The organism is Providencia sp. PROV223 (assembly GCF_028479245.1).
In the GTDB taxonomy this organism is placed as follows: domain Bacteria; phylum Pseudomonadota; class Gammaproteobacteria; order Enterobacterales; family Enterobacteriaceae; genus Providencia; species Providencia rettgeri.
In genome coordinates this window covers 61830-88049 of the sequence record NZ_JAMPNG010000013.1, presented here as the reverse complement: position 1 = coordinate 88049, position 26220 = coordinate 61830, and the positions used below count along the sequence as shown (strand labels likewise).

25 protein-coding genes are annotated in these 26220 nt (G+C 40.4%); 4 read left to right on the top strand and 21 right to left on the bottom strand.

All coding sequences use genetic code 11. The annotated features are described in order from the left end of the window. Positions 1-61 precede the first annotated feature (61 nt). The 10 genes from recA to gpt form a co-directional block, all read right to left on the bottom strand. Positions 62-1129: a recombinase RecA gene (recA, locus tag PR767_RS15050; protein ID WP_004914068.1), complete on the bottom strand. Its 1068-nt coding sequence runs from the start codon at positions 1127-1129 to the stop codon at positions 62-64. A 104-nt stretch (positions 1130-1233) separates the two neighbouring features. Beyond that, positions 1234-1737 (bottom strand): nicotinamide-nucleotide amidase, encoded by a 504-nt coding sequence (gene pncC / locus PR767_RS15045; RefSeq protein ID WP_272520549.1) that lies wholly within the window; start codon positions 1735-1737, stop codon positions 1234-1236. A gap of 14 nt (positions 1738-1751) precedes the next feature. Beyond that, positions 1752-2954 (bottom strand): lysophospholipid transporter LplT, encoded by a 1203-nt coding sequence (gene lplT, locus PR767_RS15040; protein ID WP_004914071.1) that lies wholly within the window; start codon positions 2952-2954, stop codon positions 1752-1754. A 1-nt stretch (position 2955) separates the two neighbouring features. Continuing rightward, entirely contained in the window at positions 2956-5103 is a 2148-nt protein-coding gene (aas, locus tag PR767_RS15035) for a bifunctional acyl-ACP--phospholipid O-acyltransferase/long-chain-fatty-acid--ACP ligase (RefSeq protein WP_109911976.1), read from the bottom strand. 140 nt (positions 5104-5243) lie between these two features. After that, the gene (gene aroL / locus PR767_RS15030; RefSeq protein ID WP_004914075.1) at positions 5244-5741 is read right to left on the bottom strand and encodes a shikimate kinase AroL; all 498 of its coding nucleotides are present in this window, start codon (positions 5739-5741) and stop codon (positions 5244-5246) included. A gap of 287 nt (positions 5742-6028) precedes the next feature. Next, complete coding sequence (proA, locus tag PR767_RS15025; protein WP_123382458.1) at positions 6029-7282, bottom strand: glutamate-5-semialdehyde dehydrogenase; 1254 nt, start codon at positions 7280-7282, stop codon at positions 6029-6031. A gap of 2 nt (positions 7283-7284) precedes the next feature. Then, positions 7285-8388, bottom strand: a complete 1104-nt coding sequence (gene proB / locus PR767_RS15020; RefSeq protein WP_272520556.1) for a glutamate 5-kinase — start codon at positions 8386-8388, stop codon at positions 7285-7287. A gap of 116 nt (positions 8389-8504) precedes the next feature. Beyond that, a complete protein-coding gene (crl, locus tag PR767_RS15015) occupies positions 8505-8906 on the bottom strand; it encodes a sigma factor-binding protein Crl (protein ID WP_109911974.1) in 402 nt (133 codons plus the stop codon). Between the two features lie 71 nt (positions 8907-8977). Further along, positions 8978-10228, bottom strand: coding sequence for an esterase FrsA (gene frsA, locus PR767_RS15010; protein ID WP_272520548.1), 1251 nt, complete (start codon positions 10226-10228; stop codon positions 8978-8980). Positions 10229-10412: 184 nt separating this feature from the next. Continuing rightward, positions 10413-10877 (bottom strand): xanthine phosphoribosyltransferase, encoded by a 465-nt coding sequence (gene gpt / locus PR767_RS15005; protein WP_004914086.1) that lies wholly within the window; start codon positions 10875-10877, stop codon positions 10413-10415. A 437-nt stretch (positions 10878-11314) separates the two neighbouring features. Between gpt and pepD the strand changes: the two genes are divergently transcribed. After that, positions 11315-12775 carry a beta-Ala-His dipeptidase gene (gene pepD / locus PR767_RS15000; RefSeq protein WP_109911973.1) on the top strand — a complete coding sequence of 487 codons (1461 nt, stop codon included), beginning with the start codon at positions 11315-11317 and terminating at the stop codon, positions 12773-12775. 210 nt (positions 12776-12985) lie between these two features. Here pepD and dinB read toward each other — a convergent pair whose 3' ends face one another. Next, on the bottom strand, positions 12986-14041 hold the full coding sequence (gene dinB, locus PR767_RS14995; protein ID WP_004914090.1) for a DNA polymerase IV: 1056 nt from the start codon (positions 14039-14041) through the stop codon (positions 12986-12988). A gap of 284 nt (positions 14042-14325) precedes the next feature. Between dinB and PR767_RS14990 the strand changes: the two genes are divergently transcribed. Beyond that, positions 14326-15240 carry a glycerophosphodiester phosphodiesterase family protein gene (locus PR767_RS14990; protein ID WP_198635085.1) on the top strand — a complete coding sequence of 305 codons (915 nt, stop codon included), beginning with the start codon at positions 14326-14328 and terminating at the stop codon, positions 15238-15240. Positions 15241-15439: 199 nt separating this feature from the next. Beyond that, the gene (locus PR767_RS14985; RefSeq protein WP_272520547.1) at positions 15440-15619 is read left to right on the top strand and encodes a hypothetical protein; all 180 of its coding nucleotides are present in this window, start codon (positions 15440-15442) and stop codon (positions 15617-15619) included. Between the two features lie 705 nt (positions 15620-16324). On the opposite strand, the gene nqrM is transcribed toward PR767_RS14985, so the two are convergent. The 8 genes from nqrM to PR767_RS14945 all read right to left on the bottom strand — a co-directional run bounded on the left by nqrM (position 16325) and on the right by PR767_RS14945 (position 23680). Further along, positions 16325-16552, bottom strand: a complete 228-nt coding sequence (gene nqrM, locus PR767_RS14980; protein WP_004914094.1) for a (Na+)-NQR maturation NqrM — start codon at positions 16550-16552, stop codon at positions 16325-16327. 17 nt (positions 16553-16569) lie between these two features. Continuing rightward, the gene (locus PR767_RS14975; protein WP_042851653.1) at positions 16570-17601 is read right to left on the bottom strand and encodes an FAD:protein FMN transferase; all 1032 of its coding nucleotides are present in this window, start codon (positions 17599-17601) and stop codon (positions 16570-16572) included. Between the two features lie 240 nt (positions 17602-17841). Beyond that, entirely contained in the window at positions 17842-19068 is a 1227-nt protein-coding gene (gene nqrF, locus PR767_RS14970) for an NADH:ubiquinone reductase (Na(+)-transporting) subunit F (protein ID WP_004914098.1), read from the bottom strand. Positions 19069-19083: 15 nt separating this feature from the next. Next, positions 19084-19680 carry an NADH:ubiquinone reductase (Na(+)-transporting) subunit E gene (nqrE, locus tag PR767_RS14965; protein ID WP_004914100.1) on the bottom strand — a complete coding sequence of 199 codons (597 nt, stop codon included), beginning with the start codon at positions 19678-19680 and terminating at the stop codon, positions 19084-19086. Between the two features lie 4 nt (positions 19681-19684). Next, positions 19685-20314, bottom strand: coding sequence for an NADH:ubiquinone reductase (Na(+)-transporting) subunit D (locus tag PR767_RS14960; RefSeq protein WP_004914102.1), 630 nt, complete (start codon positions 20312-20314; stop codon positions 19685-19687). Beyond that, positions 20307-21101: a Na(+)-translocating NADH-quinone reductase subunit C gene (locus tag PR767_RS14955; RefSeq protein ID WP_004914104.1), complete on the bottom strand. Its 795-nt coding sequence runs from the start codon at positions 21099-21101 to the stop codon at positions 20307-20309. The genes PR767_RS14960 and PR767_RS14955 overlap by 8 nt, the downstream gene beginning before the upstream one ends. Further along, positions 21094-22332, bottom strand: coding sequence for an NADH:ubiquinone reductase (Na(+)-transporting) subunit B (locus PR767_RS14950; RefSeq protein ID WP_004914105.1), 1239 nt, complete (start codon positions 22330-22332; stop codon positions 21094-21096). Before PR767_RS14950 ends, PR767_RS14955 begins: the two co-directional genes overlap by 8 nt. A gap of 4 nt (positions 22333-22336) precedes the next feature. Further along, a complete protein-coding gene (locus PR767_RS14945) occupies positions 22337-23680 on the bottom strand; it encodes a Na(+)-translocating NADH-quinone reductase subunit A (RefSeq protein WP_109911970.1) in 1344 nt (447 codons plus the stop codon). A 416-nt stretch (positions 23681-24096) separates the two neighbouring features. On the opposite strand from PR767_RS14945, the gene PR767_RS14940 reads away from it, so the two are divergent. Beyond that, positions 24097-24834 carry a L,D-transpeptidase family protein gene (locus PR767_RS14940; RefSeq protein WP_109911969.1) on the top strand — a complete coding sequence of 246 codons (738 nt, stop codon included), beginning with the start codon at positions 24097-24099 and terminating at the stop codon, positions 24832-24834. Here the strand turns inward: PR767_RS14940 and PR767_RS14935 are convergent. Both PR767_RS14935 and lpcA read right to left on the bottom strand, forming a co-directional pair. Beyond that, positions 24805-25572: a class II glutamine amidotransferase gene (locus PR767_RS14935; protein WP_004914108.1), complete on the bottom strand. Its 768-nt coding sequence runs from the start codon at positions 25570-25572 to the stop codon at positions 24805-24807. The two genes, PR767_RS14940 and PR767_RS14935, sit on opposite strands and share 30 nt — an antisense overlap. A gap of 28 nt (positions 25573-25600) precedes the next feature. Further along, positions 25601-26179, bottom strand: a complete 579-nt coding sequence (gene lpcA / locus PR767_RS14930) for a D-sedoheptulose 7-phosphate isomerase (protein WP_272520546.1) — start codon at positions 26177-26179, stop codon at positions 25601-25603. Positions 26180-26220: the final 41 nt, after the last annotated feature.

Here is a 26220-nt window from a genome sequence, read left to right as displayed (position 1 = left end):
GGCGCAACCACATCAGCGGAGCGCCTATAATTTACTTACTAATCAATAAACTAGATTGATATTAAAATTCTTCTGGTGTTTCTTCTTCATCAGAATCATTGATAAAGTCTGTTGCCGCACTGCTAAATTCACCAGTGTGGTTTAATAACATTTCACGCAGTTTGGTATCAATTTCTTGAGCGACTTCAGGGTGCTCTTTTAAATAATTTGTTGAATTAGCTTTACCTTGGCCAATTTTATCGCCGTTATAGCTATACCAAGCCCCTGCTTTTTCAATTAATTTGTGTTTTACACCCAAATCAATTAACTCGCCGAAGGTATTAATACCTTCACCATACAAAATTTGGAATTCAGCTTGTTTAAATGGCGCTGCAACTTTGTTTTTTACCACTTTAACGCGAGTTTCACTACCGACGATTTCCTCGCCATTTTTCACTGCACCAATACGACGGATATCTAAACGAACAGATGCATAAAATTTTAATGCATTACCACCCGTTGTTGTTTCTGGGTTACCAAACATAACACCAATCTTCATACGAATTTGGTTGATAAAGATCAGTAGGGTATTAGATGTTTTTAAGTTACCCGCTAACTTACGCATTGCTTGGCTCATCATACGAGCAGCTAAGCCCATATGTGAATCACCAATTTCACCTTCAATTTCTGCTTTTGGTGTTAACGCAGCAACGGAGTCAACGATGATTACATCAACCGCACCTGAGCGAGTTAATGCATCACAAATTTCTAGCGCTTGTTCACCGGTATCAGGTTGAGAGCACAGTAAGTTATCAATATCGACGCCTAATTTTTTAGCATAGATAGGGTCTAAAGCGTGTTCAGCATCGATGAAAGCACACGTTTTACCGCTACGTTGTGCTGCTGCAATAACTTGCAGGGTTAGTGTTGTTTTACCTGAGGATTCAGGGCCGTAGATTTCAACAATACGACCTAGTGGCAAGCCACCAGCACCCAATGCAACATCAAGGGATAAGGAGCCTGTTGAGATAGTTTCAACATCCATAGAGCGGTCTTCACCAAGACGCATAATGGAACCTTTACCAAATTGTTTTTCAATTTGGCCTAATGCTGCTGCAAGTGCTTTTTGTTTGTTTTCATCAATAGCCATGTTTACTCCCTAAGTGCAATGATTTGACCACTGCAAATAAAACGATTGAATTCGGTTTGTTGAAATTGATTATACTGTATAATCATACAGTATCAAGAAAATTTTTAATTTAACTGCTTTAAAAGTGTTTCAAGTATATAAACTGTTGATTGAAAACGAACTTCGTTTCGGTTTCCTTGAAACACTCTATGTTGTGTTGTGACAAATACCGTTTGGTCTGCCTGTTTTTGCGCAAAACCAAACCATACCGTACCAACAGGTTTTTCTATACTACCGCCCCCAGGGCCTGCAATTCCACTAACTGAAACAGCGAAATCTGCACAGGCTTCTAGCAAAGCGCCTTCCGCCATTTCTGTAACAACTTGTTGGCTTACAGCGCCATATCGTTGTAAAGACTCACTCTTAACACCAATCATTTGATGCTTTGCTTCATTACTGTATGTCACAAAACCGCGCTGAAAGTAATCTGAGCTACCCGAGATATCGGTTAAAACCTTCGCAACCCAGCCCCCGGTACAAGACTCAGCGGTTGTGACTGTTTTACCCTGCTCTTTCAGTCTCAGTCCAATCTGAATACTCAGTGTTTCAAGCCGTTTCTCATCTATCATGATGCTATCTACCTTTATGCCATTTTTTTACGAGCACGATCCCAAACCCATAAACCCGCAATCGCAATTGCAAATACAGCACCAAAACCAATACCCGCATTCACAACTGATAAACCTGCTTTAATTGCCAGTGAGTACAAGCCTAACATAATCAGCATTGCACTATTTTCACCTAAATTTTGTACGGCAATCGCATTCCCTGCGCCAACGGTTTCTTTCCCTTTTTCTTGTAATAATGCATTCAATGGAACGACAAATAAACCGCCAAAAATCCCAAGGATAATTAAAATAAAATAGGATGGAATAATGTTAGTTTGCAAGGAAAGTAACACTACCATCACGCCTATAATAACTCCCGCAGGGATGCATCGATAAACCGTTTTTAAGGTAATAAATTTGGCAGCAAGCCCCGCACCTGCGACTATCCCCACCGCAACCATCGCATTTAGAATGGTTGGTGTGGTGTTGTCTTGTAACCCCAACGCTACAGGCACCCATGCAACGAGCAGAAAACGCAACGTTACCCCGGCACCCCAGAACAAGCTAGTTCCGACTAGTGAAAAACGACTCTCTTGATTCGCCCATAGCACACGGCAAGCACTGAAAAAAGACGCCATCAACAGCTTAAGATCCCAACCTTTTCCAGGCCTCGCCGCAGCTAAGTGTGGGATGAAAAAATTCGCAATAACGGCTAACGCATACAGTGCAGCACATGTACCTAACGCTAAGATTAAGTTAATATCGGACAGCATTCCTCCGACAACTGACCCCACTAAAATGGCTGCAATTGTTGAAGCCTCCATCACACCATTGGCCTTAACAAGGTTATCGCCGCCAGTGAGTTCACCGAGAATACCGTATTTAGCCGGTGAATAGGATGCTGCACCGATCCCCACTAACCCATAGCAAAGGAATGGGTTTAGGCCAAAACAAATCCCTAGTGCTCCAATAAATTTAAAGATGTTAGAAAACAACATCACTCGGCCTTTTGAAAACCTATCCGCGATTTGCCCAACAAATGGCGCTAAAATGATGTAAGTAAAAACAAACACCATTTGCAAGATAGGGTGACTCCACTCGGGGTAAAATTCGGCTTTGAGCTGGGCTAATATGGCAAATAATAATGCATTATCCGCAAATGCAGAGAGGAACTGTGAAGCCAGTACTGCTTTCATACCTCGGCTCATTAGCGGTGAATTGGAAGTGCTTTCTTGCATATTATTCATCCTTTAATGCCATTTGCTTTAATGTAACAAAATCCGTTTTACCACTACCTAGCACTGGCAACTCTTTAACAAAACGAATATCGCGTGGAACCGCTAACTCGGTTAATCCTTTACTTTTGGCTGCACTGGATAATGCGCTACGGTCTAATTCTTTATCTGTTGTGAACAAAACAAGTGCTTCACCTTTACTGCTATCTGGCTTTGTAACCACACCGTGATTTGCATTGGGAGAAATAGATGCCACCATTTGCTCGATACTTTCGAGGGAAACCATTTCGCCTGCAAGTTTAGCAAAACGTTTAACACGGCCTTTTATAGTACAGAAATTTTTATGGTCTAATTCAACGATATCACCAGTGTCGTACCAACCTTCCTCTATTTCACCTTGTGCATTTTCAGCTTGCGGTGTTTCAAGGACGCCAGGGGCTTCAACGCGCAAATACCCTTTCATAATATTTGGGCCTTTAAGCTGTAATTTGCCACCTTGTTCAATTCCAGAAATTGGAATAATTCGCGCTTCCATTTCAGGTAAAATTTGCCCAACAGAACCTTCTTTCGCGGCCATAGGGACATTGATTGATACAATTGGTGCACATTCAGTGACCCCATAACCTTCAAGAATTCGGATGCCAAATTTATCAAACCAGATTTTTTTCGTTTTATCCGATAATTTTTCTGCACCGGCAACCACATAACGTAAACGTGCGAAATCATACTGATGAGCAAACCGTGCGTAGTTACCTAAAAAGGTTGATGTTCCGAATAATACGGTGCAGTTTTTGTCATAGACTAATTCAGGAATGACTCGGTAATGCAATGGGCTTGGATAAAGGAAAACTCGGCTTCCTGAAAATAGAGGGATAAATAAACCAACCGTCAAACCAAATGCGTGAAATAACGGCAGTGACGACATAAAACGGTCACGTGGGGTGAAATCAGCGATCGTTTTTATTTGTTCTACGTTTGCCATCAAGCTAGCATGGCTGTGGACAACACCTTTTGGTGTACCTTCAGAACCAGATGTGAATAAAACAACGGCTTCATCAGACGGTTTACGAGGAAGAATGGCTTTTTTAGGGTTGAATAAGTGTTTAATAATCCATAATTTATCTTGCCATGTTACCGTATCTTTTAAATCTTCAAGATAAATCCAACTTGCTTCTGGCACTTGTTCTGGAATATGCGTTAAGTTGCCTTTTTCCAAAAATTGGCGCGAAGTAAAGACTACTTTCGCCGCAGAGGCTTTTAACGCGTTACTAATACCGTGACTGCCCGCTGTGTAATTGAGCATAGCAGGTACTCGGCCTCTCATTAAAGCACCGAAAATTGCAGCCGCGGTGACTGTCGCATTTGGCAATAATAGGCCAACTCTTTCATTTTCATGTGTATAGCGTTCAATAATACGACCAACCCCTAAGGTTTTTTTCAATAGGGATTGATATGAGTCTTCTTTAAATGCGATGTCCTCGATACAAGGCGTACGGCGCCCAAAAAACTGAACACTTTGAATAAATTCTTCAACTAATGTGACTTGTGGTAAACAAGACATACGAGCAGATTTCATGATTTGGTACAGGTGTTCACCAGCCAGAGCTCGACGCTCTACAGCCTTAGGTGCTTCAGGCATTGGGATAGCTTGTGCCGGCAAGATATGCAATGTGATCTTCGGAAACCATTTTAATGGAAAAATGCCTTTCAGACGCCCAAAATGGCTATATTGAGCCCCTTCTATACGAATAGGAACAACTTTTGCTCCAGACTTTGCGGCCACAAAAGCCGCTCCTTCGTATATTTTCATTAAAGAGCCATGAACTGAAATTCGGCCTTCTGGAAAAATAACTATCGGGCGCCCTTTTTCTACCTCTTTAACTAGATGACGAATACCTAGAGGGTTGGCAGGATCAAGAGGGACAATATCTGCATAGGGCTTAAGGCGCTTCACCATTTTTGGTGTGGCAAATGTTGAATAAACAGCAAATACAGGTTTAACAGGTAAGAAAAGTGCGATTAATACACCATCAAGGAAAGAAACATGATTAGGTGTAATCAAACATTTATCTTGATTAAACTCTTTCGCATCACCAATAACTTGCACGCGAAACAAAAATTTAAGTACTGTTTTGACTATCTTTGCCAACATAATGAGTCCCTATACTATGATTATATTTTTATATATTAGTGTGATACAACTATACCTTTAGTGACATCTATCTTACTGAGCTACTCCCTTTGCTCTAATTAGTATATTCCGAAAACACCGCAGGCTTATTAGTCATTAGTTTAAGTTAAATCATTAAGTTGTGCGATGATATCGTCGACAGGCTGCGCAGCATCAATAATATGGTGAGCAGTCGCACGGTAGATAGGTTCCCTTTGTTGCATCACTTCTTCAATTTCTTCAATTAAAGATTTCCCGGTCAAACTTGGTCGTTGATCCGCTTGTGGCTCTGCTGCAAGGCGTTTTGCTAAAACTTCAGGATGGGTATTTAAATAAATAACAGTGCCGTTATTACGCATAATTTGCTGATTTTCTTCTGCGAGAACCAGGCCTCCGCCAGTAGAAACAATCATATTATTTTGCTTAATCGACTTAAGGACGTCAGTTTCTAGCTGACGAAAGTAATCCCAACCGTGCTGTTCAACAATTTCAGCGATACTTTTTCCCGCTTTTTCTAAAACCAATTTATCTGTATCAACAAATTGATAGCCTTTAGATTCTGCAAATTTTTTACCAATTGTGGTTTTACCCGAACCTCTTGGACCGATAATGTAAAACATTAAATTTCATCCCATCATCATGAATACTAAGCAATACTGATTACAAATTTACTTATGATAAATTGCTTAATTTGACAAATAAAAAAAGAAAGCCACACAAGTGTGGCGATAGATTGCTGCCAAACATATTATGTTTGGCAGCAATCTAATAGGTTTTGAAAATAAACTAGGAAAATCAATTTATTGATTTTTGGCTGATAACACAAAGCGGGAAAAACCACGCTTTTATCTCGCTTTGTCAACAACCTCAAGCCACACAAGTGTGGCTATCTCATCATTTTTACTCATTATGGACGACTCAAAAAGTCGCCATATCCGATCCATTTATACGTTGTTAGTGCATCTAACCCCATAGGGCCACGTGAGTGTAATTTCTGCGTACTTACTGCGACCTCTGCACCTAAACCAAACTGACCACCATCAGTAAAGCGAGTGCTTGCATTAACATATACCGCTGCTGAATCTACACATTGAACAAAATAGTCAGCTTGATGAATAGATTCTGTCAAGATAGCATCAGAATGCGCAGTACCATACTGGCGAATATGGTCAATAGCTGCGTCAATGTCATCCACAATTTCTACGTTAAGATCCAGTGATAACCACTCATCGACAAGGTTTTCAGGTTTTACATCAACAACTTTCGCTGGGCCTTGTTTTAGTAATGGAAGTGCTTTTTCACTCGCATGCAGAGTGACTTGTTGCTGCGCCATTTTTTCACTTAAAAACGGTAGGAACTCAGTCGCAATCTCTTTATGAACTAATAATGTTTCAAGTGAATTACAGGCACTTGGGCGCTGAACTTTCGCATTAATAATCACATCAATGGCTTTATTAAAATCCACCGATTTATCAACAAATGTATGGCAAACGCCAATGCCCCCGGTAATTACCGGGATCGTGGATTGCTCACGACATAATTTATGTAACCCCGCACCGCCACGAGGGATTAGCATATCAATGTAACGATCTAATTTGAGTAATTGTGCAACTAATTCACGGTCCGGATTATTAATAGCTTGTACTGCATCTGCTGGCAAGCCGCTATTTTCCAATGCTTTTTGAATAACTTCCACTACCGCAAGGTTAGTATGATGCGTCTCTTTCCCGCCACGCAAAATGACCGCATTACCTGTTTTTAAACATAACGAAGCCACATCAACGGTAACATTAGGGCGAGCTTCATAAATAACGCCAACAACTCCCAATGGAACACGGCGACGTTGTAAATTTAAACCGCTATCCAATTGGCTTCCATCAATGATTTGCCCAACAGGATCAGCTAATTGACATACTTTTCTGACATCATCAGCAATACTTTTTAAACGCTCTGGCGTCAATAATAATCGGTCTTGTAACGCCTCACTCATACCGCTTGCTTTTGCCTGCGCCATGTCTTTTTGATTCGCGGCAAGTATAACTGCATTATCTTGTTCTAGTAGATATGCAATTTGTAATAGTGCTGCATTTTTTTGTTTGGTACTTAACTGAGCTAATTGCCATGAAGCAACTCTTGCTGCCTTACCCATTGTCTCTAACATAATTAACTCACTATCATATCATCACGATGAACAGCCACAGAACCGTGTTCATAACCAAGTATTTTACTGATTTCTTGTGAATGGTGCCCAGCAATCATTCTCAGTGCATCACTGTTATAATGGCTGACCCCATGAGCTAGGTCTTTTCCTGCCATATTACGAATACGGATCACTGCGCCTCGAGAGAAATCACCTTCAATCTTTTTAATTCCTTTTGGCAACAATGAACTCCCTTTTTCCATAATCGCCAGTTGTGCACCATCATCAATGTAGACATCCCCAGCGGCTGGAGCACCGAAAATCCAACGTTTACGATTTTCCATTGGATTTTTTTGCCCATAAAAACGGGTACCAACTGGAAGATTTTCAATAACCGCATTAATAACATCAGGTTTATTGCCTGCTGCAATGATAACATCAATTCCTGCGCGGCCCGCGACATCTGCTGCTTGTAATTTAGTTGCCATTCCACCGGTTCCTAACCCGCTAACGCTTCCCCCCGCCATTTCACGAAGTTCATCATTGATACCATACACTTCGGGTATCAATTTTGCATTTGGATTACTGCGTGGGTCAGCATCATATAAGCCTTCGATATCCGTGAGTAATAGCAGTTTGTCGGCATCGCCGAGAATCGCGGCCAAAGCGGATAGATTGTCATTATCACCGACTTTAATTTCTGCGGTAGCAACGGCATCGTTTTCATTGATAACTGGAATGATTCCGTTATTTAACAGAGCTTGCAAGGTATCTCGTGCATTTAAGAAACGTTCTCTGTCTTCTAAATCGGCTCGTGTCAGTAACATTTGCCCGATATGAATACCATAAATGGAGAATAACCGTTCCCATAACTGAATTAAACGACTTTGACCGACCGCCGCAAGCAACTGTTTAGATGCTATGGTAGCCGGCAGTTCGGGGTAATTTAAATGTTCGCGACCCGCGGCAATTGCCCCAGAAGTCACAATAATAATGCGATGCCCTTTTTCATATTGCTGCGCGCATTGCCTAACCAGCTCAACAATATGAGCTTGATTTAAACGGCGCGAGCCCCCTGTTAATACACTGGTCCCTAATTTAACTACCAGCGTCTGGCTATTTTTCATCATTTTTCTGCCATTAGGATTAATAAACCAAAAAGTAGGTATCATTTTTATCAGGAGAAGCGCGTTATGCCAACAAGCATAACGCAAAATTCAACAAAAGTTGGTTTAAAACAAATTTATGCGCTTAATTCCAGTTTTAATTCTGCCATTAGCGGGGAGGGAAAGAGGCTTAACTCAAGTTCAGATAATTGTTTTGCAAGGGCTTGGTGAAATGACACTAAATTTTGCTCGGTCGCTTCAATGGTTGCTGCATCTTTTAGTGCTTTGACTTGCCAACTACCATGACTGTTGTATAGGCCAAAATGATAAATAAATTCAAAGCCCTTATCAGTTGCTACCAATTTTAGCCACCACCCCCAAAATTCGCGTTTTTCTGGGGCAATATTTGCATTCACGCAAACAACGAGGCTATCAAATATATAACAGCCATTTAAACATTGTTTTTCACGTAAATAAGGTCCTATCGAAGCAAACTTCTTTAAATACTTTCCATTTGAGTAATCAGTCGGTAAAGCCATGTTAAGGATCTCCTTCTTGGGAAGATCCCTTTTTAACAAATGGGTAAAAATAAGCAAGTTATTAAATAAAATTAAAGTATTTTTGCTTTTAACCAATTAGTAGTTTCACTTAACGCCTTTTCAAAATTAGCAAAAACAGGCTGGCTTGGTAGCATTATCGTATCAGCATCCATCGAAGAGCGTCGAATTAAATCAGATTCGGCTTTAGGGCTATAAATATCATCTTTGAGGCTAACCGATAACATTGGGACTTTACTGCGTCGCCCTAAAAGCCCTTGATTTTTAAGTGAATAACAACTTAACTCATGGCGTAAAGCAGAACCATCAACTTGATAAATACCCAAACGACTGGCGAACACATCCAGAACCATTCGAGGAATATCCTGCTGATATTTCTCTTCATGCAATAAACTGTGCACAATTGGCCCTATGACAGCGACTGCTTTAATCTTATCTGGACACATATAAGCTAATCTTAATGCTATATTTGCGCCAAAACGCATACCCACGATACCAAAACGCGTGTGGTCAATCCAAGCGATATCCCCAATCTGGCGAACAATTTGCTCATGTAGGGTGCTTGTTTCCTGTGTAAGCTTTTGTTTTACCGAATAACCAATAGATGGCATATCCAGTGTTAGCATCGCAATACCGAGAGGTTCGAGGTAGTCACGGAAATAGCGGCAAAAATCAATTTGTAAGCTATCTAACATGCCGCAAATCATCACGGTCGGGTAAGGCCCTTGACCGTGTGAAGGAATATGTAAAAAGCCACAGACTTCTTTTCCACCATCAACTTTAAATGGAATTTTCTTTAAGCGATATTGAGAAAATTTTGCTGCGCTATCATACGCTTTACAAGCCAACAAAATAGCTTGGTCAGCCAGCTCGTCACCTTTAATAAAAGGATAAGCTGCAATGCTGTACAAATTAGCAGAACGCAACCAAGCATCCCCTGCTTCTGCACCTTTTTCAAACTCTAACGCTTTTTGCTGCCAATGCATGGCTTGCTGGGACCATTCAAAACACCAGTTTCCACGACGATTACCAATGACTGTATCCAATAAATTATCATCACTACGCTCAGCATCTGAGATAGCAATACGGCTTAGCACCTCTTCAATTTCTAAGGCGTCTATTCCCCGCCAAATCCACATTAAGCGGTTAATCATACGGTACCACCCCGCATGGTGAGACCCACTTAACACACTATGTTCTTTAATTTGAGACATTGTTTGAGATGAATAAGAGACTAATGTTGACGTTTCAACTTGTCTGACTTTAGGTTTGAAAAGTTTTTCTGAAAGGTTTTGCTGAGTCATCCCTATTTCCTTGTCTATCAGAGTTGAATTTGGCCAAAAATAAAGGGAATGCAAAAATGCACTCCCCAAATTATATCGTGTTTAGCTTAAAAATTTTAGGTATTAATGTGTTTTTGCAATCAATAAATTCTATAACACTTTATAATTACAATGTTTTTACCTAAAGCTCGCGTAAAACACAGATTTATTTATCTTGTTCACACAATGGTTTAACAAAAACGACGCCCATATCCCATGGCTGTTCGATCCATGTGTCTTGTGGAATATCAACTACGTAGTCATCCACTAATGGACGCCCTGCAGGTTTTGCAAAAATAGTAACAAAGTGGGCTTTAGGGTACATGTTACGGATAGCTTGAGCTGTGCCGCCTGTATCCACCAAATCATCAATGACAATATAGCCTTCACCATCACCTTCAGCACGTTTAATCACGGTTAATTCGCGCTGGTTGTCATGGTCATAGCTAGAAATACAAACGGTGTCAACGTTACGAATACCAAGTTCGCGTGCTAGAAGTGCTCCAGGAACAAGGCCACCACGGCTAACCGCGATAATACCGGTCCATTGCTCTACTGGTAATAAACGTTGTGCGAGTTTACGGGCATGTATTTGCAACATATCCCACGTTACGACATATTTTTCGCTCATAAAATTCGGGTCCCGACTGCTGAGTAAATCTGAAATGTGTCTTGCGGAAAAAAGGTTGCGCGAGATTATAGTGATTTGGCCGGTTAAAAACCAGTAAAAAGCACCATTCGACATTAATTATTATCATTTACACTGTCCATTGCTCAAAAGAAAGTGTTATCCTGAGTTTATAAAAGAGGCAGCCTTTAATTCGAAACTTCAGGCTGTTAGGTCATAATTACAGCAATATTCCTTTTAAAATTGAAGCTGAAATTAACGTTGGTTGCCGATCAGCTCCTACTGGGTTATTCAGGATATTATCCCTAAATAGTTCAATTTGTAGCTAGGCGGCAAATGAGTAAATCCTAGGAGCATACATAAGTATGTGACTGGGATTTATGAATGAAGCCAACAACGCTACAGATTGAAATATAAAGGGAAAATAAAAGGAGAGAGACGTGTCTGAGCTAGCTACATTATCCCCCCAACCACTATGGGACATCTTCGCGAAAATCTGTTCTATCCCGCACCCTTCATACCACGAAGAAGCCTTAGCCGCACATATTGTTGATTGGTCAAAACAAAAAGGCTTTCACGTTGAACGTGATGAAGTGGGTAATATTCTGATCCGTAAACCTGCAACCCCTGGTTATGAAAACCGCAAAGGCGTTGTTTTACAAGCTCACTTAGACATGGTGCCACAGAAAAATAACGACACGGTACATGACTTTAAAACAGATCCAATTCGTCCATATGTTAATGGTGAATGGGTCACCGCTGAAGGAACCACTTTAGGTGCTGATAACGGCATTGGCTTAGCTTCTGCGTTGGCTGTTCTTGCTGATGATAGTGTTGAGCATGGGCCAATGGAAGTTCTTCTGACCATGACTGAAGAAGCCGGCATGGAAGGTGCGTTTGGCTTGAAAGCAGGCTGGTTACAAGCCGATATTCTGATTAACACCGACTCAGAAGAAGAAGGTGAAATTTACATGGGTTGTGCTGGTGGGGTTGACTTTACCTCTACGTTTGACCTGACGCGTGAAGCATTACCACAAGGCTATAAAACCTTCACAATGACCCTAAAAGGCCTAAAAGGTGGGCACTCTGGTGGTGATGTACATTTAGGCTTAGGTAATGCCAATAAGCTGTTAGCACGTTTTCTAGCTGGCCACGCAGAAGATTTAAACCTAAAACTATTAGATTTCAGAGGTGGTACTGTTCGTAACGCCATTCCTCGGGAAGCTTACGCCATTATTGCCGTTCCTGCGAACAAAGTCGCTGAGTTAACTGCCCTAAGAGCTCGTTATGAAGATATTCTGAAAAATGAATTAGCCGTCGTTGAGCCTAACCTTGTTCTGCTACTAGATGAAACGCAAAGCGAATTAAAAGCACTTTCTGATGACTGCCAAAAACGTTTTGTTTTCTTCTTAAATGCGGCGCCAAACGGTGTGATCCGCATGAGTGATGTTGCCATTGGCGTGGTTGAAACCTCACTTAACGAAGGTGTTGTACGACTAACTGAAGATAAAGCAGAAATTATCTTCCTTGTTCGTTCACTTATCGATAGCGGCAAAAACTACGTTGTTAACATGTTGACATCTATCAGTAAATTAGCACAAGCCCAATACCGTGCAGAAGGTAGCTACCCAGGTTGGCAACCAGATGCAGACTCACCAGTAATGCATTTAGTCAGCGATACCTACAACAAGCTGTTCGGTAAAATCCCTAATGTCATGGTGATCCACGCAGGCCTTGAGTGTGGTCTATTCAAAAAACCTTACCCAGACATGGATATGGTTTCAATTGGGCCAACTATTCGCGGTGCACACTCCCCTGATGAACGTGTACACATTGCAAGCGTTGGAGAGTATTGGAAATTACTAACTGCGGTTTTAAAAGCAATTCCAGTCAAAGAATAAGCAATTAATTGTTATGAAACACCCATCATGCGATGGGTGTTTCACACTGCTGACAAACATATTATGTTTGGCGGCAAGTCTAATAGGTTTTGAAAATAAATGAGGAAAATCAAATCATTGATTTTCGTCTGATAACACAAAGCGGGAAAAACCACGCTTTTATCCCGCTTTGTTAACAACCTCAAACACCCATCATGCGATGGGTGTTTTTTATAATTCAAGTAATAATTGCCTTTCAAGCTGTGGGCTTTGCAGCATCACATGCAAACCAACTAACCGAACACCACGCCCTAAGCGGCGATTATCCCAAACTTGTTTCGCTATCTGGACTAAATCTTGTTTATTGAGAATTGGGTATACGTGTTCTTGTGTTGTTTGCTGAAAGTCTGCAAATTTAAATTTTACACCTTGACGAGCAATACGCAGATCGGGTTTTACCTTCGCTAGACGTAATTGTAGTTCGTCATAGAGTTTATCAAGCAGAGGAAGACAATCGCTCCATTGATATATATCTTCTGCAAGGGTGCGTTCAACCCCTACCGACTTTCTGAGTCTATCAGGGTTAATAGCACGCTCATCGATACCATGGCATCGATCCCAAAGTACCTGCCCGAATTTACCCATGCTTTTAACCAATGTAACAACATCATATTTTTGGACGTCAGCACAAGTGAGTAACCCCATATCCGCTAATTTCTGAGCGGTTACCTTACCCACGCCAGGAATTTTTTTAAGGGGCAAGCTAAGAATAAATTGATCCATATTTTGCGGCGTGATCACGAATTGGCCATTGGGTTTATTCATATCTGAAGCTATTTTCGCCAAAAATTTTATTGGCGCTATCCCCGCTGAAGCGGTTAATTGCAGTTCATCAAAGATTTGCTGGCGAATGGCCTCAGCAATTAGCGTTGCAGAGCCATGTAATTGCGTACAATCAGTGACATCCAAATAAGCTTCATCAAGAGAAAGTGGTTCTATGAGGTCAGTATAGCGAGCAAATATTTTTCGAATATACAGGGAGGTTTCTTTGTAAAGTGCCATATGCCCAGGAACCACTTTCAAGTGAGGGCAAAGCCTAAGTGCAATCGCAGTAGACATCGCACTGTGAACACCGTAGCGACGGGCTTCATAATTTGCAGTACTAATAACGCCTCGGCGATCTGCGCTTCCCCCCACTGCAATGGGGACATTACGAAGGCTTGGGTCGTCACGCATTTCGATCGCTGCATAAAAGCAGTCCATATCAATATGAATAATTTTACGCACGGGTTAACTCTGCCAATCAAACACCTGATTAAATATACAGTATTTTTATTAGCCATGCAATTATTGTCACATCACCATAAAATTGACGAATGAAAAAGCTAACTCCATGATAATTAGGTAATTCATATTATTGCAATAATCATCTGCCAAGCTATCCAACTCTAGATTCGGCTTAAAGTTTGTCTTAAAAATAAGTATTACCACTTACTTTTAAACAAAAAAGTAATAAAAAGAGTTGTTTTACCAACAACAATATCTTGAAAAACTATTTATGGATCATCTCTATGGCAATTATATCAACATCAAAATATGTTAAATTTATGGCTCCTCTCATTATGCTGCTTGCTAGCCAAACAGTTTTCGCACTATCCCCTAATTTAGCGCTATCCCCTAAAATTGTAGCTCACCGTGCAGGAACAGCAGATGCACCAGAAAACACAATTTATGCCATTGATTTAGCCAAGCAAAATAATGCCGATGCTATTTGGCTTACCGTTCAACTTAGTAAAGATAATCAATTAGTCCTATATCGTCCGAGTGATCTAGATTCATTGACGGACAAAAAAGGTAACGTATCTGCTTATACAGTAGAACAACTCAATCATGTCAATGCTGCTTATAAGTTTAGTCAAAAACATAATCAGCAATTCCCCTTACAAAAAACAACTATCACTACACTAGAAAATATTCTGCAAAAATACCCAGACACAACTTTCTACGTAGATTTAAAATCCCCTGACGCCAACCCTGATATTCAAGCAAAGGCGATTTTAGCTCTCTTAGATAAAACTAATGCATTTAACCAAGTACGTTTTTATTCCACTAATGATGAATTTTTAAAAGCACTCAAATCCCTTTCTCCAAAGATCCCATTATTTGAAAGTCGTGATGAGACTCGCACCCTGTTGGCAAATGTTGTGATGAACCATCAATGTTCAATAGAAAATGACAAAACAACAACTCGCTGGTATGGCTTTGAACTACATCGTAAAGTTGAAGTGGTCGAAAAATATACTTTAGGCGAAGCACGCTCGCCAGCAACCCTTTCATGGGATAAAGAAGCCATTGACTGTTTTAGAAAAAATGGTAATGCCTATATCATTGTCTTTGGTGTTAATAATGACAGTGACTACCAACTCGCAAAAGAAATTGGCGTAGATGCTGTAATGGTTGACTCACCTGAGGCGTTCAAAAAATAATATTTATTTAACTAAGCTACTTATTTTTTATCTCGTTATTAAAATTAAGTAGCTTATTTTATTTTTAATCAATCAGTTTTATTGTGATTCCTTTCATTAAAAAGTAACAACCTATATTAATTACACCTTCAGTAAAGAAGATCATGATAAATCTTCACTAAATATTATTTTTCATAATTAATATTACAAAGAGGGAGATATGACTAAATCATCTGGAACTATTTCTATTGAAAATAAGTGGAATCAAGATATTAAAAAAGTAGAAATCATTTATCACTGTACTGAAGATGAATATGATAAAGTTTTTGTTACCTACAATATACCCGACAACCATATAAACAAAAAATACCCAGAATTTCATATAATTATACTTGACTAAGTGTTTGGATAGGTAATATCACTACTAAAGATGGGAAAAAATGGAGCAGTGGTAGTTTCTTAAGTTGCAATGCGAATAAGGCTCAAAACAGCCAAATCGTTATTAGCTTTGATGGTAATAAAAAAGAAATGACCGTTTGCTACCCGGCTTTTAACATGTGCTCAAAAGGAATGGTTCAAATTGCGAGTGTATCTGATGAAGAATAAAACTTACGAATCGTTTTTTAACCTAACATTTGAGAATTATTGGGGGGAATATCTAATACAAGTTGGTATTGATATGGACCCAGACCCAAACCCTTATCATCCTAGTAAAACTTATTTTCAAGATGACGGTGATATATCAATAAAAAACATTGAAAATAAATAACATATAACGTTTAAAGAGCAATTTTATTACTCTTTAGAGGATATACATTACTGGAGAATTTTTTTTATCACGAAGTATGGGCAAACTTGGGTATCTGAATATGGTTTCTCATGTCAAATAAAACCCGAAGATAACCACACTGTTATTATTAGGGTTAATGGTGATTCTAAAAGAATGTATGTCTCATTTCCCAATTCAAATTCTTGCTCAACAGCTCTTAGTAAAGCTCAGTAGCTTCATAAAATAAAGAATAAGTGAATTAACTTTCTATTTGTAAAAAGCCTTAATCTCTATCAACTTCGCTAATTGAGATTAAGGCCAAATATAAGTACTAATTTAAATAATACGGTTTTTATCCAGTAATTTTTGACGGGCTTCTTCACGCGCCATACGTTTTTTACGTGCATCACAAGGCTCAGGGCAATCACACACCTTTTCAACACCAATACTGCTTAACCCGCCGCAGCTACCTTGGATACTCTTACGTTTAATAATATACCCAAGTGACATACCTAAAAAGGCCAGCAAAAACAGTGCAAAGGCTGCAATAAAAATATTCAGCATTTTTTATCCTCCTACAACTACTGTTTTTTGGTTAAAAATGGTTCGAATGCCTTAGTATAGCGCTCTTCAAAACCTTTATCTGTCTTAACAATCATAAAAACAGGAATATTCATTTTTTCAGCTAAAGCAAAGCCAACTTCAGGCCCTAAAACATTTAGTCCTGTAGATAAGCCATCAGCACTCATGCAATTTTCTGCAATTACTGTAATAGAGACTAAATTATGTGTGATTGGTTTTCCTGTTTTTGGGTCTATCGTATGAGAAAAACGAACGCCATCTTGCTCGAAGTAATTACGGTAGTCCCCTGATGTAGCGATAGAGCGGTCACCTGGTTCAATAATCTCTTGTGCTGTTTGGCTGACACCATCCGATGCGGGTTTTTCTATTGCGATACGCCATGGCACTTCTTTACCATTTGTTCCTTTCGTACGCACTTCACCACCAATATCAACCATATAATTATTGATGCCTAATGATTCTAAATATTCAGCAACAACGTCGACACCATAACCTTTCGCAATGGAGGAAAGATCGACATATAGCTCAGGGATTGTTTTAATTAAGTTATTATCTTGAACAGCGAGTTTTTCGATACCAACCCATGCTCTGCGCTTAGCCAATTCTTCATCCGAAGGTGCTTTAGTGACTCTTCCTTCAGGGCCAAACCCCCATAAATTAACTAAAGGCCCAACCGTTACATCTAATGAACCATCTGTCAGCTTATTAATTTCAATGGCTTTTTTAACTACAGTTGCCGTTGCTGCAGAAACAGGGAACGGTGTATTGACTTCTTTAAACTGATTAAAACGACTTAATTCTGAGTCTGGGCGATATGTTGACATTTGGTCGTTAACTTCTTCCAAACGTTTATCTATTTCGGCTTGAATTGCTTCAGGCTTTGGCTCCGAAGAATCTGTGACATATTTAACCGAATAATACGTACCCATTGTTTGCCCCTGAAGATTCTGTTGTTCAGGTCCACCACAGGCAGTAAGAAACAGTGCTGCAACAAATAGCAGTACCGAGGTATAAATTCTTTTACTTAGCATAATTTTCTCCGCGTCAATCATGAGCGCATTTTGTTAAGGCCGCCCAGACTATTAACACACTTTACATCGTCACCCATGCAGAGAATGTTCCAGTCAAAATAATCATAAACCTACCTATTAACCGTTAACTAATTAGCGCTTAATAGATTTACTAAAATCACAAAGAGGGAAAATATTTTCCCTCTTTAAAGTGTTACTGTCTACTGACTTTGATTAGTCTAATAAAATCAGCTAAGTTGCTTAACCACCGAAGTCATCCAATAAGATATTTTCATCTTCAACACCGAGGTCTTTCAACATTTTGATCACGGCAGCATTCATCATTGGAGGACCACACATGTAGAACTCACAATCTTCCGGTGCTGGATGGTCTTTCAAGTAGTTTTCATATAAGACATTATGGATGAAGCCAGTATAACCATTCCAATTATCTTCAGGCATAGGGTCAGAAAGTGCTACATTCCATGTAAAGTTTTCATGTTCTGCAGCGAGTTGGTCAAAATCTTCGGTGTAGAACATCTCACGGACAGAACGTGCACCATACCAGAAACTAATCTTACGTTTAGAATCTAAGCGGCGCAGTTGGTCGAATATATGAGAACGCATTGGTGCCATACCCGCACCACCACCGATAAACACCATTTCAGCTTCCGTTTCTTTAGCGAAAAACTCACCAAACGGCCCAGAAATAGTCACTTTATCCCCTGGCTTTAATGACCAAATATAAGAGGACATAATTCCTGGTGGAACATCCGGATTACGAGGTGGTGGTGTAGCAATACGCACGTTTAGCATGATAATACCATGCTCTTCCGGGTAGTTTGCCATGGAATAGGCGCGAACAGTTGGCTCTTTAACCTCAGACACATAACGGAATAGGTTAAATTTATCCCAATCTTCACGGTACTCTTCTGGTACATCAAAATCTTCATATTTGACAACATGTGCCGGGCATTCAATCTGAATAAAGCCACCCGCACGGAAAGGAACGACCTCTCCTTCTGGAATTTTCAATTTCAGCTCTTTAATGAAAGTGGCTTTGTTATCATTAGAAATAACTTCACACTCCCATTTTTTCACGCCAAATATTTCTTCTGGAAGCTCAATTTTTAAATCTTGCTTAACGTTGACCTGACACGCTAACCGGCAGCCTTCTTTTGCTTCACGTTTGTTAATGTGAGAAAGCTCAGTAGGCAGAATATCACCACCGCCTTCTTTGATTTTCACACGGCACTGACCACAAGAGCCACCACCACCGCACGCTGATGAAACAAAAATACCTTGGTTTGATAACATGCCTAATAGCTTGTCACCCGCAGGAGCTTCAAAACTTTTGTCTGGATCGCCATTAACTTCAACTTTGATGTTCCCTGTGTTGACTAGCTTGGATTTTGCAAACAGGATTAAGCCTGTCAGCACCAAGACAATCAGGGTAAACATCACGACACCTAAAATAATAATTTCCATGAATTCTTCTCGCCTTTATAGCTGCACACCGGAGAAGGACATAAAGCCCAATGCCATTAAACCGGTTGTCACAAAGGTGATACCTAACCCTTTTAGACCCGATGGAATATCTGAGTACTTCATCTTCTCTCGAATAGCTGCCATCAATACGATTGCGAGCATCCAACCGATCCCCGAACCGAACCCATATACGACCGATTCGCTAAAGTTATAGTCACGTTGCGCCATGAAAGAAACACCACCAAAAATGGCACAGTTAACGGTAATCAATGGCAAAAAGATACCTAACGCGTTATACAGTGATGGGAAGTAGCGATCTAAAATCATTTCAAGGATCTGAACTAACGCGGCAATAACACCGATAAACGTGATGAAGTTCAAGAAGGATAAGTCGATACCTTCAGCAATCGCACCATCACGCAATACTAAGTTGTATACCAAGTTATTAGCTGGGACAGAAATCCCAAGAACTACCGTTACAGCGATACCCAGTCCAAAAGCAGTTTTTACATTCTTCGATACCGCAAGGAAGGTACACATTCCCAAGAAAAATGCTAATGCCATATTTTCAATAAAAATGGCTTTAACAAACAGGCTAATATAGTGTTCCATGTGATTAGTCCTTCTCTACCTGAGCTGGTTTCAGGGTACGTAACCCCCAAATCAGCATACCGATGATAAAGAATGCACTTGGCGCGAGGAGGAACAGGCCATTTGGCATGTACCAACCACCGGTTTGTAGTGATTCAAAAACTGTGATACCAAACAATTTGCCGGAACCAAATAACTCACGTAAAAAGCCGACTAAAACAAGGATCACACCGTAACCTAGACCATTACCAATACCGTCCATGAAGCTTTCAATTGGTGGTGCTTTCATTGCATAAGCTTCAGCACGCCCCATTACGATACAGTTAGTAATAATCAAGCCAACAAATACAGAAAGTTGTTTTGATATTTCATAGGCATATGCACGTAAAATTTGGTCAACCACAATAACTAAAGAAGCAATGATTGCCATTTGAACGATAATACGTACGCTGCTCGGAATATAATTCCTGATGAGTGAAATAAAGAAGTTAGAAAATGCCGTCACTAAGGTTACAGCAATCGTCATAACGAGTGCTGTTTCTAACTTCGTTGTCACTGCCAGTGCAGAACAAACCCCTAATACCTGTAAAGCAATTGGGTTGTTATCCAATAACGGTCCAAGTAGGACGCGTTTTACTTCTTTTGAATCAGCCATTATTCAGCGCTCCTTCACGTACTTTTTTCAGGAACGGACCAAAACCGTTATCCCCTAACCAGAAATCAAACATATGCTGGATTCCGTTTGATGTTAGAGTCGCACCTGAAAGGCCGTCGATACCGAATGGGTTATCTGTCGCACCACCGCGCACTATTTTAATTGCCGGAACCCCCTGCTCATTGAACAGTTTTTTACCTGGCCATTGGGCTTTCCACTGAGGGTTATCAACCTCACCGCCCAGCCCTGGTGTTTCGCCATGTGCATAGTAAGTAATACCACGAGAGGTGACACCATCTACATCTACCGCAATAAAGGCATACATGACAGACCACAAACCAGAGCCGTAAACAGGTAAAATAATTTGTGATACTTTTCCAGCTTCATCTTTAACTAAATAGATTTCAGCGCTATTGGCACGACGGCGAATTTTTGCAATATCTTCTGCAGGAGAGAGTGCAATACTCGTTTCTTCGCTGCGTAGCTCGCTATTTAAGTCATAACGGCTAGTGCTATCAGATAATTCATTAGTTTTAAAATTCAAAAGTTTAGGTTCGATACGATCCTTATATACATCTTGAACTTCCTCAGCGGTCATTTTAGGTTGCAGCAAGCCAGCAACACTTAAAATATTACGTTGAGTATCTAACTGAATCTGTTCTTGCTGCTGTGGTTTTAGACCAACTGCAGCCCCTGCGACGACAATAGAGCAAACTAGACAAAGAATAAAAACAACTAGAAATGTTCTGCCGACGCTATCGTTATTCATTGGTTTTTCATTAGCCACGAGCTTTTCTCCGCTTAATATTTGCTTGAACGACCAGATAGTCAAACAGAGGAGCAAACAGGTTGGCGAATAGGATCGCCAGCATCATCCCTTCTGGATAAGCTGGGTTAACAACCCTGATAAGAACACACATTACACCGATCAGAATGCCGTACGCCCATTTACCTTTGTCTGTGAAAGACGCTGATACCGGGTCTGTCGCCATAAAAATCATACCGAATGCGAAGCCACCAAGTACCATGTGCCACCACCATGGCATGGCAAATAACGGGTTAGTATCAGAGCCAATAGCATTGAATAGGTAGGACATTGCAATCATGCCAACCATCACGCCAGCAACAATACGCCATGATGCGATACGGAAGAACATGATAAGAGCACCACCAATAAACAACATCAGTGTTGACACTTCACCAATTGAACCTGGCATATTACCTAAAAAGGCTTGCATCCAAGTAATAGGTTCATGAGTCACCGTGTTCATTAGGGCATGCTCACCACCGGTTGCCCATTGTGATAATGGTGTCGCACCAGAGAAGCCATCTGCTGCAGTCCAAACTAAGTCACCTGATATTTGAGCAGGATAAGCAAAGAATAAGAAAGCACGGCCAGCTAATGCTGGGTTTAAGAAGTTACGCCCAGTACCGCCAAAAATTTCTTTCGCAACAACAACCCCGAAAGTGATACCTAATGCAGCCTGCCATAAAGGAATGGTTGGTGGCACAATCAAGGCAAATAAAATCGAGGTAATAAAGAAGCCTTCGTTAATTTCATGGCCGCGGATCATGGCGAATAAAACTTCCCAGAAACCACCGACTAAGAAAACGACAGCATAAATAGGAAGGAAATACACTGCACCTAGCAGCATTTTACTTCCCCACCCTGCATCCATCGAAAGTGATGCTCCTAGAAACTGTGCTAAGCTATAATGCCAATCACTCGCGAGAACTTGCTGTAACTCCGCCCCGCTATATAATTGGTGCAAAGCTGGGATGGCTTGGTTACCAACGTTATACATTCCCCAGAACATCGCTGGGAAAACCGCTAGCCACACCAATATCATCATACGTTTCAGGTCGATGGTATCCCTGACATGAGAACGCCCTTTTGTTACCGTACCCGGCGTATAAAAAACAGTCGAAACTGCTTCAAATAACGCATAGTATTTTTCTAACTTTCCACCGGGCTCAAAATGGTGCTCATACTTTTCAAATAAATTTTTCAGACCCATGGAATCACCCTTCTAGCTCAATCTTGGTCAGAACATCACGTAGCACTGGACCATATTCATATTTCGCTGGGCAAACATAGGTACATAAACCTAGATCTTCTTCGTCCAACTCTAAACAGCCCAATTCTTGTGATGTATCAGTGTCTCCAGCGAGGAGATCGCGCAACAAATGAGTGACCATGATATCGAGAGGCATGACTCGCTCGTAATTACCAATTGGTACCATCGAACGCTCACCGCCGTTCATTGTCGTTGTGAAATTAAAACGTTTATTTTTCAGGAAGTGCCCGATTGTGGTACGCGTAATCGTAAACTTATTAACACCAGGCATAATCCAGCCAAATAACTCTTTATTGCGACCTTCGGCTAACACTGAAACTTGATTGTGAAAACGACCAAGATAGTGATGAGTATCATCACATGTCACGCCCCAAAGGACTGAACCAGAAATAATACGATTTTCACCCGCTTTAAGCTGACCTTGTGTTAATTCATATAAATCAGCACCTAGACGAGTACGCAGAAGACGAGGCTTTTCAACTTGTGGCCCTGCTAATGAAATCACGCGGTCTGTATATAGGTGACCCGTAACAAATAGCTTACCAATAGCAATAACGTCTTGGTAATTAAGGCTCCAAACTTTTTTCTTGATGCTAACGGGTTCCAAGAAATGAATATGAGTTCCCACTAAACCTGCAGGATGCGGCCCTATAAATTGGGTATAAGAAATTTGGTTATGAGCCGTATTCTTCGGTAAGTCTCCCTCTCCATGACAAACATGGATTTTACCTTCTGTTAAACGGCTTAGAACCAAAAGCCCATCGTTAAATGCTTGTTCTTGCTCTTGAATAACTAAAATAGGATCCGCTGCAAGTGGATTGGTATCCATTGCAGTGACAAAAATAGCGATAGGTGAAGAACCTGGTTGTGGAGAACGGCTAAATGGACGCGTTCTTAAAGAAGTCCACAAACCCGATTTTATCAAGTTTTCTTCGACTTGCTGTTGCGTTAATGTAGATAGCTCATCACGAGTATAAGCTGCAAAAGTTTCTTGTTCATCACCATCTATTTCGATGACAACAGATTGAAGCACACGACGCTCACCACGATGAATAGCAACAATTTTACCGCAGGCTGGGCTTGTAAATAAAACCCCTGGGTTCTTTTTATCTTCAAAAAGAACCTGTCCTTTAACTACACGCTCACCTTCTTTAACCAGCATCGAAGGACGCATTCCGACATATTCCTCACCTAGCACAGCTACGTGTTGAATTTTCGGGCCGTCTTCTATCACTTGGGCTGGCTCACCTGCAATAGGAAGGTTGAGGCCTTTTTTAATTTTAATCATAAGATCTGCACAAGTTTATCAGTTAAACCCTAAGCTAACGATTCAGCAATGAATGATAGCGACTCATTAAATAAAAAATAGCTCAAGCAATAGGCATCACTTAAGCAGGTATTCTCACATAATTGTTACTAAATTTTATCTTCTGCCAACCATAATTTTATCAGTTCCCACTCTCTATGTCCGGCTATAGAAGTGACATAGTTCAAGCAAATTGCATTAATATTTAAATTTTTTTGTTAACAATTCGATATTATCGATATTTAAGCTCACATTTATCGATCATTGTTCATTATTTAAACAATAAAGGTTCATTTAAAAACTATTAACAAACTATATTAATTTTCGATTTACTCGTCTAGAATGCATAAAATATGTACTCTTTTTATTCAATAACATTTTCTTGATATGGCTTAGATATGAAATTAAGTAAATTTTTTAGTGCAATTTTCTTATTTGTACTCATATATTCTCCTGTTATTCAGGCAAGTAACTATTCATTTCTACTTAATAATAACGTATCGGATAGCCCAAACTCATCTATTTTTATTCAAATATTTAAGCAAGAAGGTTTATTAGAACTCTACCAAAAAACGCCATCAGGAAAATATAAACTGTCGAAAACTTACCCAATTTGTAAGTTTTCTGGCGGGCTAGGCCCCAAAAAAATTGAAGGTGACCTGAAAAGTCCAGAAGGATTTTATCAAATTACTGCCGAACAGCTCAATCCTAATAGTCGGTATTACCGATCTATCAATATTGGTTTTCCTAATGAGTTTGATAAAGCACAAGGTTATAGTGGCAGCTATCTTATGATCCATGGCAGTTGCGTTTCTGTGGGATGTTATGCCATGACGGACAAATATATGGGTGAGATTTACCAAACAGTAGAAACAGCCTTACTCAGTGGACAGTCCGTCATTAATGTCAGCATTTATCCATTTAAAATGACAAATGAAAATATGCTGCGCTATCGCAATTCCAGCCACTATGCTTTTTGGAAACAATTACAACCGGCCTATGAGTATTTCAACCGCACAGGAAGGCCTGCTGAGGTGTCAGTCTCTTTAGGTAAATATGCGGTTATTGACCAAGCTGAGACCCCAACAAAATTGTTAGGGTCTAAATCACAATATGCGCTCACCAAGATAGAATAAGACAAAATTGCCTGGGTCAATTCGCTGCCAGTTTTCGTTGCCCGTGAGTGGTTGCGTTGCGATCACAGAGACCACATCAGTAGGTGTCGTACACTGTTCGAAATCGATTTCAATATCTTGGTCAAGTAATTTTGCTTTACCAAACGGTGCCTTACGCGTTAGCCAATGTAAATTCGTCGAGCTAAAGGCCATCATATATTGCCCATCGGACAGCAACATATTAAATACGCCTTTATGACGCAATTGGTCAGCTAGTGTCGCAATAAAACGGAACACACTTTTCCAATTCGATGGCCTACGTGGATACTTTTCACTGAGTTGATGAAGTATCCAGCAAAATGCCCATTCGCTATCGGTTTCACCTATCGGGCAATAGCGCCCAGTTTTTAGTGTACGATAGCCTTTTAACTGCCCATTGTGCGCATAAGTCCAATTACGTCCCCATAACTCCCGTGTAAAGGGGTGAGTGTTCACTAACGACACATCCCCTCGGTTTGCTTGGCGAATATGAGCAACAATACTTTCTGATTTAATCGGATATTCCTGCACAAAGCGAGCGACAGGTGATAAAAAACTAGGTTGAGGATCTTTAAATGTGCGACACCCGAGCCCCTCATAAAAGGTGATTCCCCAGCCATCTTTATGTGGGCCCGTTTGACCTCCTCGGGAAATCAACCCACTGAGGCTAAACGAAATATCAGTTGGAACATTGGCACTCATGCCAAGTAACTCGCACATTTAAAAAACTCCTGAAACAGTAATAACGTTATTTCACCATCTCTTTTTCAATTAACTGAATTAAGATATGAATAACTTTAATATGAATTTCTTGAATACGGTCGGCATAACCAAAGTGTGGGACACGAATTTCAATATCCGCAGTTCCCGCCATTTTCCCGCCATCTTTACCTGTTAATGTGATGACTTTCATACCTTTATCACGCGCAGCTGCAATCGCTTTAATAATATTTCCAGAATTACCGGAGGTAGAAATTCCAAGTAAAACATCGCCTTTCATACCAACAGCTTCAATAAAACGTGAAAAAACATACTCATAACCGAAGTCATTACTCACACAAGATAAATGACTCACATCTGAGATTGCAATCGCAGGATAGCCCGGACGGTTTTCGCGGTAACGCCCTGTTAATTCTTCAGCGAAATGCATTGCATCACAGTGAGAGCCCCCATTACCACAAGATAATACTTTGCCACCCGCTTTAAAAGAGTCAGCCAGTAAAACGGCAGCCTGTTGGATTGCAGCAATATTTGCGTCATCGCTAAGGAAATTCGATAACGTCTCGGCCGCTTCTGTCAGCTCACCGCGGATTAGGTCTTGATACATGAGATTTCCTCTTAATTAAGAATACGTTATAAAAAACACGA